17 protein-coding genes are annotated in these 18537 nt (G+C 59.7%); 8 read left to right on the top strand and 9 right to left on the bottom strand.

Features of this window, described 5'->3' with window-relative positions:
* Window positions 1-54: 54 nt before the first annotated feature.
* The gene (locus tag KJF94_RS10520) at window positions 55-1380 is read right to left on the bottom strand and encodes a sigma-54 dependent transcriptional regulator (RefSeq protein WP_214383163.1); all 1326 of its coding nucleotides are present in this window, start codon (window positions 1378-1380) and stop codon (window positions 55-57) included.
* 343 nt (window positions 1381-1723) lie between these two features.
* Here KJF94_RS10520 and KJF94_RS10515 point away from each other — a divergent pair, with 343 nt between their 5' ends.
* From KJF94_RS10515 to nhaB, 3 genes are all read left to right on the top strand, one after another.
* Window positions 1724-1990, top strand: coding sequence for a hypothetical protein (locus tag KJF94_RS10515; protein WP_214383161.1), 267 nt, complete (start codon window positions 1724-1726; stop codon window positions 1988-1990).
* 280 nt (window positions 1991-2270) lie between these two features.
* Window positions 2271-3560 carry a hypothetical protein gene (locus tag KJF94_RS10510; RefSeq protein ID WP_214383159.1) on the top strand — a complete coding sequence of 430 codons (1290 nt, stop codon included), beginning with the start codon at window positions 2271-2273 and terminating at the stop codon, window positions 3558-3560.
* 78 nt (window positions 3561-3638) lie between these two features.
* Window positions 3639-5141, top strand: coding sequence for a sodium/proton antiporter NhaB (gene nhaB / locus KJF94_RS10505; protein WP_214383157.1), 1503 nt, complete (start codon window positions 3639-3641; stop codon window positions 5139-5141).
* Window positions 5142-5236: 95 nt separating this feature from the next.
* Here the strand turns inward: nhaB and KJF94_RS10500 are convergent, their stop codons facing one another.
* Genes KJF94_RS10500 through gnd form a run of 3 tightly spaced genes read right to left on the bottom strand, consistent with a single transcriptional unit; the run spans window position 5237 to window position 8558 of the window.
* Window positions 5237-6061 carry an HAD family hydrolase gene (locus tag KJF94_RS10500; protein ID WP_214383155.1) on the bottom strand — a complete coding sequence of 275 codons (825 nt, stop codon included), beginning with the start codon at window positions 6059-6061 and terminating at the stop codon, window positions 5237-5239.
* A complete protein-coding gene (gene zwf, locus KJF94_RS10495; RefSeq protein WP_214383153.1) occupies window positions 6058-7581 on the bottom strand; it encodes a glucose-6-phosphate dehydrogenase in 1524 nt (507 codons plus the stop codon). The genes KJF94_RS10500 and zwf overlap by 4 nt, the downstream gene beginning before the upstream one ends.
* On the bottom strand, window positions 7578-8558 hold the full coding sequence (gene gnd, locus KJF94_RS10490; protein WP_214383151.1) for a phosphogluconate dehydrogenase (NAD(+)-dependent, decarboxylating): 981 nt from the start codon (window positions 8556-8558) through the stop codon (window positions 7578-7580). Before gnd ends, zwf begins: the two co-directional genes overlap by 4 nt.
* Before the next feature lie 271 nt (window positions 8559-8829).
* On the opposite strand from gnd, the gene KJF94_RS10485 reads away from it, so the two are divergent.
* The 4 genes from KJF94_RS10485 (at window position 8830) to KJF94_RS10470 (ending at window position 13694) form a co-directional block, all read left to right on the top strand.
* Window positions 8830-9012, top strand: a complete 183-nt coding sequence (locus KJF94_RS10485; protein ID WP_214383149.1) for a DUF6026 family protein — start codon at window positions 8830-8832, stop codon at window positions 9010-9012.
* A 199-nt stretch (window positions 9013-9211) separates the two neighbouring features.
* Window positions 9212-10960, top strand: coding sequence for a phosphoethanolamine transferase CptA (locus tag KJF94_RS10480; protein ID WP_214383147.1), 1749 nt, complete (start codon window positions 9212-9214; stop codon window positions 10958-10960).
* Between the two features lie 203 nt (window positions 10961-11163).
* Window positions 11164-13395, top strand: a complete 2232-nt coding sequence (locus KJF94_RS10475; protein WP_214383145.1) for a TonB-dependent siderophore receptor — start codon at window positions 11164-11166, stop codon at window positions 13393-13395.
* A gap of 98 nt (window positions 13396-13493) precedes the next feature.
* Complete coding sequence (locus KJF94_RS10470) at window positions 13494-13694, top strand: hypothetical protein (RefSeq protein ID WP_214383143.1); 201 nt, start codon at window positions 13494-13496, stop codon at window positions 13692-13694.
* Window positions 13695-13775: 81 nt separating this feature from the next.
* Here the strand turns inward: KJF94_RS10470 and KJF94_RS10465 are convergent, their stop codons facing one another.
* The 5 genes from KJF94_RS10465 to KJF94_RS10445 form a co-directional block, all read right to left on the bottom strand.
* Window positions 13776-14267 (bottom strand): GNAT family N-acetyltransferase, encoded by a 492-nt coding sequence (locus KJF94_RS10465; RefSeq protein ID WP_017338673.1) that lies wholly within the window; start codon window positions 14265-14267, stop codon window positions 13776-13778.
* A 94-nt stretch (window positions 14268-14361) separates the two neighbouring features.
* Complete coding sequence (locus KJF94_RS10460; protein WP_214383141.1) at window positions 14362-14949, bottom strand: DinB family protein; 588 nt, start codon at window positions 14947-14949, stop codon at window positions 14362-14364.
* Window positions 14950-14967: 18 nt separating this feature from the next.
* Window positions 14968-16086, bottom strand: a complete 1119-nt coding sequence (gene zapE / locus KJF94_RS10455; protein ID WP_214383139.1) for a cell division protein ZapE — start codon at window positions 16084-16086, stop codon at window positions 14968-14970.
* 30 nt (window positions 16087-16116) lie between these two features.
* Window positions 16117-16458 carry a nuclear transport factor 2 family protein gene (locus KJF94_RS10450; RefSeq protein ID WP_214383137.1) on the bottom strand — a complete coding sequence of 114 codons (342 nt, stop codon included), beginning with the start codon at window positions 16456-16458 and terminating at the stop codon, window positions 16117-16119.
* Between the two features lie 52 nt (window positions 16459-16510).
* Window positions 16511-17227, bottom strand: a complete 717-nt coding sequence (locus KJF94_RS10445; RefSeq protein ID WP_214383135.1) for a helix-turn-helix transcriptional regulator — start codon at window positions 17225-17227, stop codon at window positions 16511-16513.
* A gap of 203 nt (window positions 17228-17430) precedes the next feature.
* Here KJF94_RS10445 and KJF94_RS10440 point away from each other — a divergent pair, with 203 nt between their 5' ends.
* Complete coding sequence (locus tag KJF94_RS10440; protein ID WP_214383133.1) at window positions 17431-18483, top strand: aldo/keto reductase; 1053 nt, start codon at window positions 17431-17433, stop codon at window positions 18481-18483.
* Window positions 18484-18537 lie beyond the last annotated feature (54 nt).

Genomic DNA, 18537 nt, shown 5'->3' with positions numbered 1-18537 from the left:
TGGAAAAGGCCCGCGGCGAGTTCATCGCAGCGGGCCTTTTCGTTTCGCCCCGCCCTAACGGATCTGGTGCTTGTGCAGCAGTCTGTAAAAGGTTGGCCGCGACACGCCCAGTACCCGGGCGGCGACACTCAGGTTGTCGCTGTGGCGGTTCAATACATCGCACAACGCCTGGCGTTCGGCGCGAGTCTTGTAGTCTTCGAGGGTGCCCATCGGTGCGGCGATCGTCTGCTGGCTGATCAGCCCCAGGTCGCGCGCCTCGATCTGCCGCCCCTCGGCCAGGACCAGCCCGCGGCGTACCCGGTTGGCCAGTTCACGCACATTGCCCGGCCAGTCATGCTTGCCCATGGCAATCAACGCGTCTTCGCTGAAACTGCGCGGACGACGGCCGGTTTCATGGCTGTAGAAATGGGAGAAGTGGTTGGCCAGCATCGACAGATCGCCATGGCGCTCACGCAGCGGCGCGGTGACCACTTGCAGCACGTTGAGGCGATAGTACAAATCTTCGCGGAAGCGCTTCTTCTCGATGGCGGCTTCCAGGTCAATGTGTGTCGCCGCCAATACCCGCACATCCACAGGAATCGGCTGGCTGCCGCCCACGCGCTCGATGTGTTTTTCCTGGAGGAACCGCAACAGGTTGGCTTGCAGCTCCAGCGGGAGGTCACCGATCTCGTCTAGAAACAGGGTTCCGCCGTTGGCGGCTTCGATCCGCCCGACCTTGCGTTGATGGGCGCCGGTGAAGGCCCCCTTCTCGTGGCCAAACAGTTCGGACTGGATCAAGTGTTCGGGAATCGCGCCGCAATTGATCGCGACAAAGGGTTTGCTGTGCCGCTGGGATTGTCGATGGAGGGTGCGGGCGACCAGCTCTTTGCCAGTCCCGCTCTCACCACGAATCAACACCGGAGATTCAGTCGGCGCCAGTTTGCTCAACAGTTTGCGCAGCTCGCGAATCGGCTTGCTGTCGCCGAGCAGCTCGTGTTCGGGCTGATCGATGTGAACCGTGCCCTGGCCACGCAAGCGCGCCATGCCGAACGCCCGGCCGAGCGTCACCTGAACCCGGGACACATCGAACGGCAAGGTGTGGAAATCGAAAAACCATTCACAGACAAAGTCCCCGACATTCTGCAGTCGCAGGACTTCCTGGTTGAGCACGGCGATCCACTCGGTGCCGCTGCGGCTGATCAGCTCCTTGACGGCCTCGGGGCGCTCCAGATGAAACGGCTGCAGACGCAATAGACCGACGTCGCATGTTCGGTCGGCGGCATTTTCCAGCGTACAGCTATCAACGTCCCAACCTACAGCGCGCAACCCCGGCAGCAGACGATGGCAGTCGTCACACGGGTCCACCACTAACAGACGTCGTAACGCGGGCGCTTCGATCATGACTGTTCCTTGGCGCCAAATTGTAGGAAATATTATTAAAAACAGTCATTTGGCAGACCTGACTGTAACATTAGCAATAATTTGACGTTGTCTTGTATCGATTGACTATAGGAAGGTCGCGTAAGCAGTTATAAGAAGTAACTTTGTTAGTTACCTAACGAGTCGAACCTTTCATTCAGCTTTCAAAGCCTGCCAGAACCCTGAACCGATGAAAGAAAGTTGAAATTTCTTTTAATTGTATGTGACCCACCCACCGGTTGCGGGCATCAGTACAAGTAACCAGCCGAACGGTAAGCCCAACCGACGGCACATCACTTGATTGGGCATATAGAGAGAAGATCCCATGACCGCCCCGCTCCGTATCAACGAAGCTCTTTTGATTGCCGACCGCGCATTCCTGCCATTTCAATGCGTGGCCTGGGCCCCACAGGACGGCAATGGCGAACTCAGCCTGACCGTCATCGACCGCACCAATACCCGCATTGGCCGCAAGCAGATTCCAAGCAGCGCCTATACCGATCCCGCGCAACTTGAACATGTTCTGGAAGAAGCCCGCAAAGAGCTGAGCCAGGAAGGTTACACGCTGCAATCGTGGTCGATGCCGCACTAAAGCGTTTTGCGGATTACTTCCGGTAATCCGCACCCTCCCCCCTCGATCGGTAGTTCACTGGCCTTATTACCAGCACTGGCGACATTCGATTATTCGAACTTACGAAGGCCAATTAATTGGCCGGCTTTTCAGTGGTTCGAAAAGACACTGTTCTGGCACAAAGCGACCCTCCGCCTGTTAGTTCTGTCAGTTGTGCAGCCGGTCATTCAGGCGTTGAATATTTCACCAGTCGCCACCTCCCCGATTCCTGGATCACGACGACTCGCAAGGAGATGCGTGCATGTCAATCCAGACCGCTTTCGCCTTACCCGCCGCGCTGAACGACGCCGGGAAGCTCGATGAGTCCTTTGCCGGCACCGGCAAAACCCAAGTGTATTTCCCCGGTAGCACCTCCAGCATGGCCAATGGCGTCGCGATTGATTCCGCGGGCCGGTTGCTGATCGCCGCGAAGGTCGGCACCCCGGGCGGCAGCCGCTTTGGCCTGGCACGCCTGCTCGAGGACGGCTCGGCGGATCTGGCCTTCGGCCAACAAGGCAGTGTCATCAGCCAGTTCGAGCCCGGTTTCGAGGCCATGGCCGGCAAAGTCCTGCTACTCGCCGATGGGCGCATTCTGGTGGCCGGCCTGCACTATGAAAGTGCGCATCGCACACTGCCCGCCTTCGCGCTGTTCAATCAACAGGGCAAACCGGTCCAGTCATTTGGCAACAACGGACGCTGTGTCGTGCGCCTGCCGGGCAATCTTTCCCAAGGCGTGCGTGATGCCTGGTTGCCACCTGGCGTGCCGGGCGCCGAAGCATGTGATGTCTATGTACAGGACAACGGGCGAATCCTTTTGCTGGCCAATCATCATTTCGAGCTGGCCGATCATGTCGGCGTACTTGTACGGCTTCACCCTGACGGCTCACTGGACGACACCTTCAACGGTCGCGGCTTCGTGCTGGTCAGGCACTTGCTGATGAACACCTGGCTGAGCAGTCTGCTGGTGCAACCTGACGGTCGGATTCTGGTGGGCGGCTCGATCAATTTTCCTGAAGAAGGGCTGCTGGCGCGTTATCACAGCGACGGCAGCCTCGACGACAGTTTCGCCGTGGATGGTTTCATGAGTTTCATGGCACAGGGACGTCATGCTCAGGTCAGCCAGATCGTCCAGCAACACAACGGCGACCTGCAGTGTGTTGGCAGCAGCCGCGACCCGATGCAGTGCATGGCCCTCAAAGTCCACAGCAACGGTCGCCCGGACATTCACTGCAACGGCGGCCAACCGCAATTACTGGAGATTGGCCGCAGCGGCTGCCAGTGGACCGCCGCCCAGGTCCTGGCGGACGGCAGCGTGCTAACCGTTGGCGCCACGGTCGGGGGCATCGAAGCTGATTTCATTCTGGCCCGGTATCTGCCCGGCGGACAGCTCGATGGAAGCTTTGGCAATGGCGTCGGTTGGGTCCGCACCCGCCTGAGTCGCGGCCCGGATACCGCGACCTCGCTGGCCGTGCAGTCCGATGGCAACATTGTCGTAGGTGGCTATTCACTGGATGGCAACCACCGGGCAATCGTCACACGCTATCTGGGATAGGTGCGCCGATATTTCCTACGCTTGATCTTCCCTTCGGCTTACGGCAACTTGCGCGCTTCTTAATACAAGGAGTAGCCGATGTCCGGCTCAATGGCCCAGGCGTTCGCGCATAATTTTCTCGGGCATTCACCTCGCTGGTACAAGGCCTGCATTCTCGGCTTCCTGATTCTCAACGCCCTGGTGCTGTGGACCGTGGGTCCGGTCGCGGCCGGTTGGCTGCTGGTGCTGGAATTCATCTTCACCCTGGCCATGGCGCTCAAGTGCTATCCGCTGATGCCCGGCGGCCTGTTGCTGATCGAAGCGCTGCTGTTGAAGATGACCACGCCCCAGGCACTGTATGACGAACTGGTGCACAACTTCCCGGTGATCCTGCTGCTGATGTTCATGGTCGCGGGCATCTACTTCATGAAAGACCTGCTGCTGTTTCTGTTTTCTCGTCTGCTGCTCGGGGTTCGCTCCAAGGCGTTGCTGGCGTTGATGTTCTGCTTTCTGTCGGCGTTTCTCTCGGCCTTTCTCGATGCCTTGACCGTGACCGCCGTGATCATCAGCGCGGCTGTAGGGTTTTACTCGGTGTATCACCGCGTCGCCTCGGGCAATGATCCGCGTCAGGACAGTGAATATGGCGATGACCAGCACCTGCCAACACTCCATCACGCTGACCTCGAACAGTTCCGCGCCTTTCTGCGCAGCCTGTTGATGCACGGCGCCGTAGGCACGGCATTGGGCGGTGTTTGTACCCTGGTCGGCGAGCCACAGAACCTGCTGATCGGCCACGAAATGGGTTGGCACTTTTCTGAATTCTTCCTGAAAGTCGCCCCGGTTTCGCTGCCGGTGCTGGTGGCGGGCCTGGTGACTTGCGTACTGCTGGAAAAGTTGCGCTGGTTTGGTTACGGCACACTCCTGCCGGACAACGTGCGCGCCGTGCTGGCCAACTATGCCGCCGAAGACAACGCCGAACGCACTTCGCGCCAACGCGCTGCGCTGATTGTTCAAGGGCTGGCGGCGCTGATTCTGATTGGCTGCCTGGCCTTCCACGTGGCTGAAGTGGGCCTGATCGGCTTGATGGTGATCGTGCTGATTACCGCGTTCACTGGTATTACTGACGAGCATCGCCTCGGCACTGCGTTCAAGGACGCCATGCCGTTCACGGCGCTGTTGGTGGTGTTTTTTGCGGTGGTGGCGGTGATTCACGATCAGCAGTTGTTCACGCCGCTGATCCAGTGGGTACTGGCGCTGCCGGCGGATCAGCAACCGGGCATGCTGTTTATTGCCAACGGCTTGCTGTCGGCGATCAGCGACAACGTATTTGTCGCGACCATCTACATCACCGAAGTGAAGCAGGCGTTCATCTCCGGCCACATGAGCCGTGAACATTTCGAGACCCTGGCGATTGCGATCAACACCGGCACCAACCTGCCGAGCGTGGCGACGCCCAATGGCCAGGCAGCGTTTCTGTTTCTGCTGACGTCGGCGATTGCACCGCTGATTCGCCTGTCGTATGGACGGATGGTGTGGATGGCGTTGCCGTATACGGTGGTGATGGGTGTTCTTGGGTGGTATGCGGTGAGTTACTGGCTTTGAACAAGCAGGTTTGACGCCTTCGCGGGCAAGCCTCGCTCCTACAGGAACTCACCGTCTGTAGGAGCGAGGCTTGCCCGCGAAGAACGATAACGCGGTTAACCTGCGTTGAGGATGTACCGCTCGATTGCCTGCGCCGCGCCGTCCTCGGTGTTGGCTCCGGTCACCACGTCGGCCTGACGCTTCACCGCCTCTTCCGCCTGCCCCATGGCGATTGACAAACCCGCGCGGTGAAACATGGCGGGGTCATTGCCGCCATCGCCCAAGGCCGCCGTCTGCTCCAGCGGCACGCCCAGGAACGCGGCCAGTGTCTCCAGCGCGTCCCCCTTGTTGGCTTGCATCGCGGTCACGTCGAGGTACACCGGTTGCGATCGCGACACCTGCGCCTGGCCCTCGACCTTGGGCAGCAATTGCGCCTCCAGCTCAATCAACAGCTGCGCGTTATTGCTCGCCGCGACGATCTTGTCGATGTGTTCCAGGTACGGCTCAAAACTCTCCACCATTACGGGCGGATACCCCAGGCCGTGCTGCTCTCGAGGAACCATCGGCCCGGTCGGGTCTTTCACCAGCCAGTCACCACCGCTGAACACCCAGACCTCGATGTCCGGCAGATCGGCAAACAGCGTCAACGTAATCAGTGCCGCCGTGGCCGGCAAGTAATGCGCGACCAGCAAACTGCCATCGGGATGGACAATCGTGCCGCCATTGAATGCTGCCGTCGGCAGATCGACGCCCAGGGCTTCGATCTGCTGCAACATGGCTTTCGGCGGTCGGCCCGTGGCGAGGCTGAACAGCACGCCCGCCTCGCGCAACGAACGGACGGCTTCGATGGTGCGCTGGCTGAGGCTGTGGTCCGGCAGCAACAATGTGCCGTCCATGTCACTGAGCAGAAAACGGATGGTGTGTTGCGTGACCTCACTCATCCGAGGCCATGCCAGACGCGACCATCGCGAGTCAGCAGGTCTTCTGCCGTCGCCGGTCCGTCCTCACCGGCCGCGTAAGTCTGCACGCTCGCGTCCTGCTGCCAGGCATCGAGGAATGGTTGTACGGCACGCCAACCGTTTTCGATGTTGTCGGCGCGCTGGAACAGCGTTTGATCGCCGGTCAGGCAATCGTAGATCAGGGTTTCGTAGCCGGTGGACGGCTGCATTTCAAAGAAATCCTTGTAGGCAAAACCCAGTTCGATATTAGCCATTTTCAACGCCGGCCCAGGCCGTTTGGCCAACAGGTCGAACCACATGCCTTCATTAGGCTGAATCTGGATCCGCAGATAGGTCGGTTGCAGCTCATCGACCTCGGTATCACGGAATTGCGCGTAAGGCGCCGGTTTAAAACAGATGACGATCTCGGTGTCGCGCACGCTCATGCGCTTGCCGGTGCGCAGGTAGAACGGCACGCCGACCCAGCGCCAGTTGTCGATCATGACTTTGAGCGCCACATAGGTTTCGGTCGTGCTGTCGGGCGATACGTTGGTTTCCTGGCGATAACCCGGCAACGGCTTGCCATCGATTTCGCCGGCGGCGTATTGGCCGCGCACCGAATTGGCCCGCGCCTCTTCAGTGGACCAGGGGCGAATCGCCCCCACCACTTTGGCTTTCTCGCCGCGAACCGCATCGGCGCCGAAGGCGGCCGGCGGTTCAATGGCCACCATCGCCAATAGCTGGAACAGGTGATTGGGCACCATGTCCCGCAAGGCGCCGGTGTGCTCATAAAAACTGCCACGGGTTTCCACGCCGACGGTTTCCGCGGCGGTAATCTGTACGTGGTCGATGTAATGGTTGCTCCAGAAGGCTTCGAACAGGCTGTTGGAGAACCGGCTGATCAGAATGTTCTGTACGGTTTCCTTGCCCAGATAGTGATCGATCCGGTAAATCTGGTTTTCCGTCATCACCTTGAGCAAGCACGCGTTCAAGGCTTCGGCGGTGTGCAGATCGGAGCCGAACGGTTTTTCGATTACCACCCTTCTGAAGGCTTCCGGCGTTTCTTGCAGCAAACCGGCGGCGCCGAGACGACGCACCACTTCGCTGAAGAAACGTGGCGCGGTGGCCAGATAAAACACCGCGTTGCCGGTGCCGCTGTCGGCGATTTTCGCCGCCAGCGCCTGATACGTGCTGTCGTCCAGGAAGTCGCCCTGGACGTAGCTGATGCCTTTTGCCAGTTTGGCCCACAACTGCGGATCAAGGACTTGATCGCCCTTGCCGACCTTGCTCGCCACTTCGGCCCGAATGAAATCTTCGAGCTTCTGCGCAAAGGCCTCATCGGTGATGGCGTTGTGGTCAACGCCGATGATCCGCAATCCATCGCCAAGCAGACCGTCGCGACTCAGGTTGTACAGCGCCGGCATCAGCAAGCGCTTGACCAGGTCACCGTGGGCACCGAACAGGAACAGCGTGGTCGGTGGTGCGGGTTCTGCCTTGGATTTATTGCGGATCAACCGGGTCATTTTTTCGCGGTCTCCACGTGGCCGCCGAATCCGAAGCGCTGGGCCGAGAGAATCTTGTCGCCAAACGTGCCTTGCCCGCGTGAACGGTAGCGGGAGAACAGCGAGTTCGACAACACCGGCACGGGCACCGACTGTTCCATGGCCGCTTCGATGGTCCAGCGACCTTCACCGCTGTCAGCGACCGAGCCTGAGTAACCGTCGAGTTTCGGATCGCTGGCGAGCGCGTCAGCCGTCAGGTCGAGCAGCCAGGACGACACAACACTGCCGCGACGCCAGACTTCGGCGATGTCGGCCACGTTGAGATCAAAGCGCTGATCTTCCGGCAGGTTGGTGCTGGCCTTGGTCTTGAGGATGTCGAAGCCTTCGGCGAAGGCCTGCATCATTCCGTATTCGATGCCGTTGTGGATCATCTTCACGAAATGACCAGAGCCTGCGGGACCGGCGTGGATGTAACCGCGTTCGGCGCGATCGTCGTCCGACTTGCGGTCCTTGGTGCGAGGGATATCACCCAGGCCCGGTGCCAGGCTGTCGAACAACGGATCGAGGCGTTTCACCACCTCGGCTTCGCCGCCGATCATCATGCAGTAACCGCGCTCCAGGCCCCAGACGCCGCCAGAGGTGCCGACGTCGACATAGTGCAGGCCTTTTTCCGACAGGGTTTTCGCCCGGCGGATGTCGTCCTTATAAAAGGTGTTGCCGCCGTCGATGATGGTATCGCCGGGTTCGAGCAAGGTGCTCAGGGTGTCGATGGTGTCTTCGGTCGGTGCGCCGGCCGGCAGCATGACCCAGACCGCACGTGGTTTGGCCAGGCCAGCGACCAGGGCTGGCAGGTCGATGACGCCTTTGGCGCCTTCGGCGGCCAGGGTATCGACGAAGGCGGTATTGCGGTCGTAAACAACGGTGGTGTGCCCGTTGAGCATCAGGCGCCGCGCAATATTGCCGCCCATGCGGCCCAGTCCAATAATCCCGAGTTGCATGTGCTGATGCTCCCTACTACAAATAAATGTGTGTCAAAGGTTATAGCCCAACGCGACTAATGTGGGTTAGTCCAGAGCGTTGGCGTGAAGTTTCCGGGCATTGTGCCCGATCCTGACTGATAACGTCTGGAATCGTGCCAAAGACACAACGACCATGAAAAATAAAAAAGTTCCCTTACGGGGCAAAAGAAATCAAAATCAGTGCCGATAGTAAATAAGCACCGATGTCGGGGCGGATTTACAGTTGAGACAGCCATTTGCGAGGTGAGCAATGGGCACAGTACAAGCAGCACGGCCAGCACAAACCCTTTACGTCACGATCCGTCGCGATGAATTGCGCCAGTTGAAAGACGAGCGCGACCAGCTGAAGCAGGAAGTCGAGCAGTTACGGCTGCTGACGCAAGGACTCCAGGCTCAGCCGAAGCCTGTCACACTGCGCGCTCCCCACGCCTGATCCCCTCGCCTGAATCGGAAGCAGCCCTGCGCTGTTTCCGTTACGTCGTTCTGATTCGCCAGCGTTCACAGCTCACAAAACTTTCACACCCCCTTGTTGATACTCCGGCCCCATATGGCCGCCCGGTCTCCGCGCGGCGCCCGTTCGTCGGCGACTTTCCAGTCCCGGCGGTGGAAAGTGATTCTGGCTGGAGCGCGCAATGGCTTTGTTTCAACGCAGCAGCAGTTCGTCTGCGAAAGGTTTTGATTGGGCAGGGTTTCTCTGGCTGTTCCTGTTCTTCTGGTATTTTTCCGGCATCACCCAACTGTTGATCCAGTTGACGGGCACTTCCGGGTTCACCGGATTCCGCCAGGCCTTTGTGATGAGCGCCATCTGGCTGGCGCCGATGCTGCTGTTCCCCCGACAAACCCGTGTATTGGCCGCGCTGATCGGCGTGGTGCTGTGGGCCTGCTCAATGGCGAGCCTGGGTTATTTCTTCATCTATCAGCAGGAATTCTCCCAGAGCGTCATCTTCATCATGTTCGAGTCGAACATCTCTGAAGCCGGCGAGTACATGACCCAGTATTTCGCCTGGTGGATGGTGGCAGCGTTCCTCGCCCACACCCTGTTCGCGTATTTCCTGTGGACGCGGTTGCGCCCGGTGTACATGCCCCGCGTTCGCGCGCTGGTGGCGGCGACAGCCATTCTGGTGGCCGTGGTCGGGTATCCGATGATCAAACAGACCGTCCGCACCGGCAGCCTCGCCGAAGGTTTCGAAAAACTCGAAACCCGCATCGAACCGGCAGTGCCATGGCAGATGGCGGTGGCCTATCACCGTTACCTCGACACCCTCGCCGGCATGCAGGACATGCTCGACAGTGCGAGCAAGATTCCACCCCTGAACAACCTCAAGGATACGATGGCCAACCAGCCGGCCACCCTGGTGCTGGTGATTGGTGAATCCACCAACCGTCAGCGCATGAGCCTCTACGGTTACCCGCGTGAAACCACGCCGGAACTGGACAAGCTCAAGGATCAACTGGCGGTCTTCGATAACGTCATCACCCCGCGCCCCTACACCATCGAGGCGTTGCAGCAGGTGCTGACCTTCGCCGACGAAGAAAACCCGGACCTGTACCTCTCGACCCCATCGCTGGTCAGCATGATGAAACAGGCCGGCTACAAAACCTTCTGGATCACCAACCAGCAGACCATGACCAAGCGCAACACCATGCTCACGACCTTCTCCGAGCAGGCCGACGAGCAGGTGTACCTGAACAACAACCGCAACCAGAATGCCGCCCAGTACGACGGCGATGTCATCGAACCGTTCAACAAGGCCCTGGCCGACGCGGCGCCACGCAAGTTGATCGTCGTGCATCTGCTCGGCACGCACATGAGCTACCAGTACCGCTATCCGTCGACATTCGACAAGTTCAAGGACCGCAACGGCGTTCCCGCCGGCGTGCGTGACGATCAACTGCCGACCTACAACAGCTATGACAACGCAGTGCTGTATAACGACTTCGTGGTCTCGAGCCTGATCAAGGACTACGCCAAATCCGATCCGAACGGTTTCCTGCTGTACCTCTCTGACCACGGCGAAGACGTTTTCGATTCGGCGGGCCATAACACTCTCGGTCGCAATGAAGCCAAGCCGACGGCGCCGATGTACACCATTCCGTTCATGGCCTGGGCCTCGCCGAAATGGCGCGAAAGCCATGACTGGAGCTTCGCCGAAGACCTCGGGCGGCCGTACAGCAGCTCGCACCTGATCCATACCTGGGCCGATCTGGCAGGTTTGAGTTTCGATGAACTCGATCGCAGCAAGAGCCTGGTCAGCGATAGCTTCAAGCCTCGCCCATTGATGATCGGCAATCCTTATGAGCGCGAGCAGAAGGCGTTGATCGACTTCAGCCTGATCAAACCCAAGGCGAAGCCGAACCCTGCGGGCATCGTTCAACAGTAATCGTGTAGGAGCGAAGCTTGCTCGCGAAGAGGACTGCATGTTCAACAGTTATGTTGGCTGAGCTGATACCTTCGCGAGCAAGCTTCGCTCCTACAGTTGTTTCGCAAAGATAATAATTATTCTCGTTTATCGCTAAATACCCTCGCCCTCCTTCGTCTTTGAACAAACGGAATTTTTCCATTGACGACAAGGAGTCGGCCGCGATGTTCGCGCCTATCACCCGTTCCATGACCTTTACCCTTGGGCTTTGCAGTGCCGCGCTGAGCCCGGACCTGCTGGCTGAAAACGACCCGGACAAACAACCCTCCGCCCTGGAACTCGGTGCCACCAGCATCACGGCCCAAGGCTTGGGCAGCACCACCGAAAACACCGGCTCGTACACCACCGGCGCCATGAGCACCGCCACCCGCCTGAACCTGTCGATCAAGGAAACGCCACAATCGGTGTCCGTGATCACGCGCCAGCAAATGGACGACTTCAAACTCGATACGCTCTCCGACGCAATGCGCCAGACCACGGGCGTGGTGGTTCAGCACAACGACTCGGACCGGGTCGTCTATTCCTCCCGCGGCTACACGATCAACAATTTCCAGATCGACGGGATGCTCAACACCTTCAACTACATGAAGTCCGATTCCGACACCATCATCTATGACCGCATCGAAGTCGTCCGCGGCGCAACCGGCCTGACCACAGGCGCAGGCGACCCTTCGGCCACCATCAACATGGTGCGCAAACGTCCGACGGCGCAGTGGGAAGCCAAAACCGGTGTCAGCGGCGGCAGTTATGACGATTACTACAGTTACGTCGATGTCGGCGGGCCGCTGGCCTTCGACGGACGCCTGCGCGGGCGTAGCGTGCTGGCCTATCGCGACAGCCATTCAGTGCGCGACAAGTATCAGCTGCAACGGGAAGTCGGCTACGGGATTCTCGAAGCCGACCTGACCGACGATACGGTGCTCGCCGTGGGTTATGACTATCAGGACAAACAGGTGCAGGGCACCTCCTGGGGCACCGTGCCCTACTGGAACGCGGACGGCAGCAAAGCCAGTCTCGGTCGCTCCACCAACATGGCCACACCCTGGAGTTCCTGGCCGCTAAAAGACAAGACCGCGTTCGCCACGCTGGATCAACAACTGGGGATGGGCTGGCACCTCAAGGCGGCTTACACCCATCGCGAAAGCGACACCGACGGCAAAATTTACTACGGCGGTGGCGGCTTCCCCGAGGCGGACCGCCGCGGCATGATCGCCAATGTCAGCCACATGATCGGTACGCAAAAAATGAAGGCCTATGACTTCAACGTGTCCGGACCGTATTCAGTGTTCGGGCGTGAGCACGAAATGATGCTCGGGTATGGCGAAGCCGAACGCAGTGACGAAAGCCCCTACACCGTCGATGGCGCCCCGAAGGACTACGAAAAAGTGCCCGACTGGAAGTACATGGGCGGCATCCCCAAATTCCCCGACACCGTCACCGGCCTGCCTGGCTCCAGCGACAACACCCGCCAAAAGGCCGGTTACCTGGCCACTCGCCTGACGTTGACCGACGAACTGCACGCCGTCCTCGGCAGCCGCTATGGCAGCTGGAAAGCGTCGAAAACGGCCAACAGCTACAACGACAATCTGCAGTTGAGCGAGTCCGAAGTGACCCGCCAGCAACACAACGACCAGTGGACGCCGTACGCCGGGCTGCTGTACGACCTGACGCCCGAATACACGGCTTACATCAGCTACACCGATATCTTCAAGCCGCAAACCAACCGCGACAGCAGCCGCAAATACCTCGAACCGGTGGTGGGCAGCAACTATGAACTGGGCCTCAAGGGCAGCCTGCTGGAGGAGCGGCTGAACCTCGCCACTGCCTTGTTCTGGAGCAAACAGGACAACGTCGCCGAACGGGACGATTCGGTGCCGCCGGACCCGGTCACCGGCGAGGAGTTCTACACATCCAGCGGCAAGGGCAACAAGGTTCAGGGTTTCGAAACCGAGCTCTCCGGCGAGGTCATGCCGCACTGGAACATGACCGCCGGTTACACCTACACCCACTCGGTCAATGGTGAAGATAAACGCACCAATACCAGTCAGCCGCTGAACCTGCTTCGGGTGTCCACTTCGTATCGCTTGCCTGGCGACTGGCAGGCCCTGACCGTGGGCGGCGCAGTGAACTGGCAAAGTGACGTTTACCGCGCTGCCAATCGCCCGGTCGGACGCAACGCCGCTGGCAGCGTGATGACTGAAAAGACCAACATCCGGCAAGGGGCGTACACCGTGGTCAACTTGATGTCACGTTACGAGTTCGACCCGCACCTGTCTGCCTCGCTCAACGTCGAAAACCTGTTCGACAAGCAGTATTACGACAACGTCGGTTTCTACAACGGCGTGTATTGGGGTGACCCGCGAACGGTGACCCTGAGCCTGGACTGGAAACTCTAGGCGCAGTTAATTCCCAATTAACGAAATCGGCAGATAATGGTCGCGCGACATTGCTTCATGGAAGAAAGGCACCCGATATCCGTTGTGGGAGGCGAACCATGAAACGTACACCCTTGATCGTTGCCGGCCTGATGACATTCGTTTCGGCCAGCGCATTTGCCGAAGGTGGCGCGGAACGCATGCGCTATTACTACGAGAGCCTGCGGCTGAGCCAACAGGAGAATCAGAGTCAGCAAACCACCGAGGTCCGGGTTCCGGACGATCAAACGGCGCAGGTAACGGAGCATTACAAACGCTAGATGTAGGAGCCGGGCTTGCCGGCGAAGGCGATTTCAAATACGCCTTCGCCGGCAAGCCTGGCTCCTACGAAGAGCGCGATGCTACAGCGCCTTGGTCCAGAACAGCATCCGGCCATGCGCCGGATCGAACATGCCGGCGCTAAAGCCGAATTTGGCGTAGGACGACTGGGCCACGGCATTGCCTTCCAGCACTTCCAGGGTGATTTTGCAGCAGCCACGCTGGCGGGCGATTTCCTCGACCTTTTGCAGCATCTTCTGGCTCAGGCCCAACCCGCGAAATGCCTTCATCACCACGACGTCATGCACGTTGACCAATGGCCGACAAGCGAACGTCGAAAAACCTTCGAAGCAATTGACCAGCCCTGCCGGTTCGCCACCGACGAAAGCCAGCACGCTGAATGCATGGGGACGCTTGGCCAGTTCTTCCGGCAGGTGCTCCAGCACCTCGGCGGGCAAGGAATGACCGCCACCCATCGGATCTTCAGCGTAATGATTCAACACAAGGCGCACAGCCTCGGCATGCACCGGGTTGGTGTAGCTGGCCTGAAGTACAAGAATTTCTGCGGATTCCATTTCCATCCTCGATCACACGTGAAATAGCCCCGGCGCGCAGACCGCGCCGCAAGGCCCAGCGACCCTATCGCGAGTCCTGCTCATCCTGCAATCTTTAAACTGAGGTGCCCCAGATCAGCGCTTCGGTCCATCCCAGCTCAGCGAAATCCGCAGCCCGCAGACCCGACTCACCGACACAGAAAAACTCGTCCAGTTGTGGTGGTGCGATCGACGTTCCGCTGAGCATCGCGTGAATCTGTCCACGGTGATGAATTTGATGCTCGAACAAGTGCGACAGCATGCGCAACCGACTCTCGTGTTGCGGCGTGTCCCGGGCGATGGTCACGATCTTGCCCAGGTCCGCGTCGCGCATCTGCTCGCAGTAAGCGATCAACCGGCGATCCACCTGGGCCTGTTCGCGCTTGAGGTCCACAGCGGCGGTAAGCGGCTCGTCGTCAGTGAAAAACACGTCGCAATCCGGGTGCGGCGAATCCCCGCGCAACTCCCGTTCCAATGCATCCACGTAATACCAGTCGCAGGTCAGGATGTGATTGAGGGTCGCTCGCAGGCTGGGGAAGAAACTGACTCGCGGCGCCGCCAGGTCCTGCGGACTCAATTGTCCCCAGGCCTTGGCCAGTCGATGATTGGCCCAGGCGTTCTGATAGGCCATGGTCAACAAATGATGGGACAAGGGCTGATTCATGTTCGCGGTTCCTTGGGTTCAAGCGTCGGCGAAACGTTGCAGCTGCATTTCCTGTAATCGGCTGAGGGTGCGACGGAACGGGAATTCCAGATAGCCTTCGGTGTAGAGCGATTCCATCGGCACCTGCGCCTCAAGGTACAACGGGACTTTGCGGTCGTAGCATTCGTCCACCAACGCGATGAAACGCCGCACACCGTCGTCATGCACCGACAATTGCGGCAATTCGCGATCGCCCGCCACCACCCGTTCGACACCGTCCTCGGTGCCACGGGCGATGCGCCCTTCGCGCTTTTGCGCGCTGAGGTTGGGCACTTCACTCAACAGAATAGCCTTGTAGGTGTCGCACAGGGCCATGAAATCCATGGCGGCAAAGGGTTGTTCGCAGAGGTCGGCGTAACGGCTCCAGAGCACGGTTTCGCTGGCCTGCACCACATTCAGCGAACGGTAGCCGACCTTGATCGGCTCATGGGAAACCGACTGGCCCGCAGTCAACACCTTGAACACATCACCCAGCGCGCCGGGCTGACCGGGCGCGGCGACCCAATAGCGTTGCAAACCGGCGCCGGGATGCAGGCGATGATCTTCGCCACCATCCACCGCAATCACTTGCATATGCCGCTTGATCGCTTCGATGGCCGGCACGAAGCGGTCACGGTTGAAGCCATCGGCGTACAGCAGGTCAGGCGGCTGATTGGAGGTGCAGACCACCACCACGCCCTGGTCGAACATCACCTGAAACAAGCGCCCGAGAATGATCGCATCACCGATGTCATTGACGAACAGTTCGTCGAAGCACAGCACGCGCACTTCTTCGCTCAATTCCCGGGCCAGCGCTTTCAGCGGGTCGGCAATACCGGTCAGCTGAAACGAGCGCTGATGCACCCAGCCCATGAAGTGATGAAAGTGCTGGCGTCGGGCCGGGACCTGCAGGCTTTGGTAGAACTGGTCCATCAACCAGGTCTTGCCCCGCCCGACCGGGCCCCAGAGGTAAACGCCCATCACGGGCGTGCGACCTTCATGCAGCGCTTCGTAGCATTTTTGCAGCGCCCAGACAGCATGTTCCTGGGCTTCGTCCTGGACGAAGCCCTTCTGTTCGATGGCGTGTTGCCAGGCACTTAACGGGGAGTCGACATTCATGCGCGGCAGTATGCCATTGCGACGCGGCCTCTACAGTGAAATGTCCAGTCGAGCGATCTTGCCCTGCTCGTTCAGACGAAACATATAGCGCAATTCCAGCGGGCTGCCGGGAAACGTGCCGGACACCCGGTTATGCACCAGTACCTTGCCGGTGCGCAGTTGCACATCGAGCACCTCGACCTTTGGCTGATAACGCCGGGCCGTGTCTTGCATCCATTGGGCAATGGCCTGGGCGCCGATCTGATGCCGGCCTTCATCGAACACATTGGCATCCTCAGCGAAGAAACTGGCAACCCTCGACGTGTCGCGGGCATTGGCGGCAGCCAGGTAAGCGGCGATGGCGGGCGCCAGCGAAGAGGCGGGACTGGACATGTTTATAACTCCTTGTTGGTTGATTCTGGAGCCATGCTAAAACATGCCTGTGTCAGTTCTTGTCAGGAGTGAAACGCCCCGCTTCATCCAGTTGCATCTGCTTGCGCCAAGTGCGCAACAGGTCACCGCGCCGCCCCGGATAACGCTCGCCCTGCTCGTCCGCCGCCGAAATCCGGTCAGTACGAAACGTCCGATAGGCGCCGCGCAATTCACACCAGGCGACGATGATCCGCACCTCGTTGAGAAACCCCAGCGCCAACGGCCAGATCAGCCGCTGACTGGGCACTTGCCGGGCGTCCGCGTAGTCGATGTGCAACTTGGCCTGATCGCGGATCGCCTGGCGGAACACATTCAGTGCCACGGCGTTGGGTGCAAAGCCATAACCAGGCGGGCCCGGCAGTACCGTCGGGTTGCGCAATGCGTCCAGCGCCTCGGGCGCCAGCACCGCGGCAATCTTGGCCAATGCGTCGGCGGCGGCCTTGCTCAACACCTCATCACCGCGCTGGTCCACGTAGCGCAATCCCAGCACGATGGCTTCGGTTTCGTCGGCGTTGAGCATCAACGGCGGCAGGAACAAACCGCTGCGCAACACGTAACCGATCCCGGCCTCACCGTAGATCGGCGCGCCGAGTGCGGTGAGTTCCGCAATGTCGCGGTAGAGCGTACGCTCGGAAATCTCCAGTTCGCCGGCAAGGGTCGCTGCAGTGACCGGGCGACTCTTGCCGCGCAGCACTTGCAGCAGGGTCAGTAAACGCGTGGTGCGAGACACGATCGGCGGGCTCTTTCCGAAAAATTGGTCGGAGCTTAGCAGAGGCCCCTGTCAGAAAGTGGCAGTAGCGAAGTGCTCGGTGGTCGGCCCTATTGCCGCGATTGAAAAATCGTCTTGACGAAATACATGACTGACATCATCTTTAATAAATGTCATACGACATTTATATTCAGTCGCCGCGTCTTTCCTTCAGGAGTCATCCCATGCATTACACAGTGTTCGGCCGAAAAACCGGCTTGCGTGTCTCGGAACTGGCGCTGGGCGCCGGTAACTTTGGTACGGGTTGGGGCCATGGCGCCGAGCGCGATGAAGCCAAACGCATATTTGATGGCTACCTGGAGGCCGGCGGCAATTTCATCGACACCGCCAACGGCTATCAGGGTGGCCAGTCGGAAGCCATGCTCAGCGAGTTCATTGCCCCGGAGCGCGATCGCCTGGTCATCGCCACGAAATACACCTTGGGGACTACGCCGGCCGCGGGCATTTCCCACACCGGCAACAACCGCAAGAACATGGTTCGCGCCGTGGAAGAAAGCCTGACACGGCTCAAGACCGATCACATCGACCTCTTCTGGGCGCACATGAGCGACGGTGTCACGCCCATGGAAGAGATCCTGCGGGGTTTTGATGATCTGGTGCGCGCCGGCAAGATTCATTACGCCGGCCTGTCGAACTTCCCGGCGTGGCGCATCGCCCGGGCCGACCTGCTGGCCGAAGTTCGCGGTTTTGCGCCGATTGCCGCCCTTCAGGTCGAGTACAGCCTCGCCGAACGCACGGCCGAACGTGAGCAACTGCCGATGGCCGAAGCGTTGGGGCTGGCCGCAACGTTATGGTCGCCGCTGGGTGGCGGGTTCCTGACCGGCAAATACCGCTCCAGCGACGAGAACAATCGCGCCGCCAAACTGGGCATGCTGGTACACATCGAGAAAAGTGCCCGCGAAACCGCCCTGCTCGACACCTTGCTCGCCGTCGCGGCAGAGCTCGGCGCCAGCCCGACGCATGTGGCCATTGCCTGGCTGCGGGAAAAGGCCAGGCAATCGACGACGGCGCTGATCCCGATCCTGGGTTCGCGCACGCGTGAGCAGCTGGATGCGACATTGGGCGCGTTGAATGTGCAGTTGAGTGCCGACCAGTTGTCGCGACTGGATGGCGTCAGCGCAGTGGCGAAGGGTGTGCCACATGAGTCCATCGCCGGGTCGACGGTGCGGTTTACCGGGGGTGAAACCTTGAACCTGCCGATCATTCCGGTCGCCTGAAAAAGCTTCGCGGGCAGCCTCGCTCCTACAGAGTCTGGCGTACACCTTCTACCG

The organism is Pseudomonas hormoni (assembly GCF_018502625.1).
In the GTDB taxonomy this organism is placed as follows: domain Bacteria; phylum Pseudomonadota; class Gammaproteobacteria; order Pseudomonadales; family Pseudomonadaceae; genus Aquipseudomonas; species Aquipseudomonas hormoni.
Note: the sequence above shows the minus strand (reverse complement) of the source record. Positions and strands in the feature narration are given on the sequence as shown.

Coding starts and splice junctions, on each gene's coding strand:
- KJF94_RS10520 (WP_214383163.1), bottom strand. CDS start 1,380: ATGATCGAAGCGCCCGCGTTACGACGTCTGTTAGTGGTGGACCCGTGT.
- KJF94_RS10515 (WP_214383161.1), top strand. CDS start 1,724: ATGACCGCCCCGCTCCGTATCAACGAAGCTCTTTTGATTGCCGACCGC.
- KJF94_RS10510 (WP_214383159.1), top strand. CDS start 2,271: ATGTCAATCCAGACCGCTTTCGCCTTACCCGCCGCGCTGAACGACGCC.
- nhaB (WP_214383157.1), top strand. CDS start 3,639: ATGTCCGGCTCAATGGCCCAGGCGTTCGCGCATAATTTTCTCGGGCAT.
- KJF94_RS10500 (WP_214383155.1), bottom strand. CDS start 6,061: ATGAGTGAGGTCACGCAACACACCATCCGTTTTCTGCTCAGTGACATG.
- zwf (WP_214383153.1), bottom strand. CDS start 7,581: ATGACCCGGTTGATCCGCAATAAATCCAAGGCAGAACCCGCACCACCG.
- gnd (WP_214383151.1), bottom strand. CDS start 8,558: ATGCAACTCGGGATTATTGGACTGGGCCGCATGGGCGGCAATATTGCG.
- KJF94_RS10485 (WP_214383149.1), top strand. CDS start 8,830: ATGGGCACAGTACAAGCAGCACGGCCAGCACAAACCCTTTACGTCACG.
- KJF94_RS10480 (WP_214383147.1), top strand. CDS start 9,212: ATGGCTTTGTTTCAACGCAGCAGCAGTTCGTCTGCGAAAGGTTTTGAT.
- KJF94_RS10475 (WP_214383145.1), top strand. CDS start 11,164: ATGTTCGCGCCTATCACCCGTTCCATGACCTTTACCCTTGGGCTTTGC.
- KJF94_RS10470 (WP_214383143.1), top strand. CDS start 13,494: ATGAAACGTACACCCTTGATCGTTGCCGGCCTGATGACATTCGTTTCG.
- KJF94_RS10465 (WP_017338673.1), bottom strand. CDS start 14,267: ATGGAATCCGCAGAAATTCTTGTACTTCAGGCCAGCTACACCAACCCG.
- KJF94_RS10460 (WP_214383141.1), bottom strand. CDS start 14,949: ATGAATCAGCCCTTGTCCCATCATTTGTTGACCATGGCCTATCAGAAC.
- zapE (WP_214383139.1), bottom strand. CDS start 16,086: ATGAATGTCGACTCCCCGTTAAGTGCCTGGCAACACGCCATCGAACAG.
- KJF94_RS10450 (WP_214383137.1), bottom strand. CDS start 16,458: ATGTCCAGTCCCGCCTCTTCGCTGGCGCCCGCCATCGCCGCTTACCTG.
- KJF94_RS10440 (WP_214383133.1), top strand. CDS start 17,431: ATGCATTACACAGTGTTCGGCCGAAAAACCGGCTTGCGTGTCTCGGAA.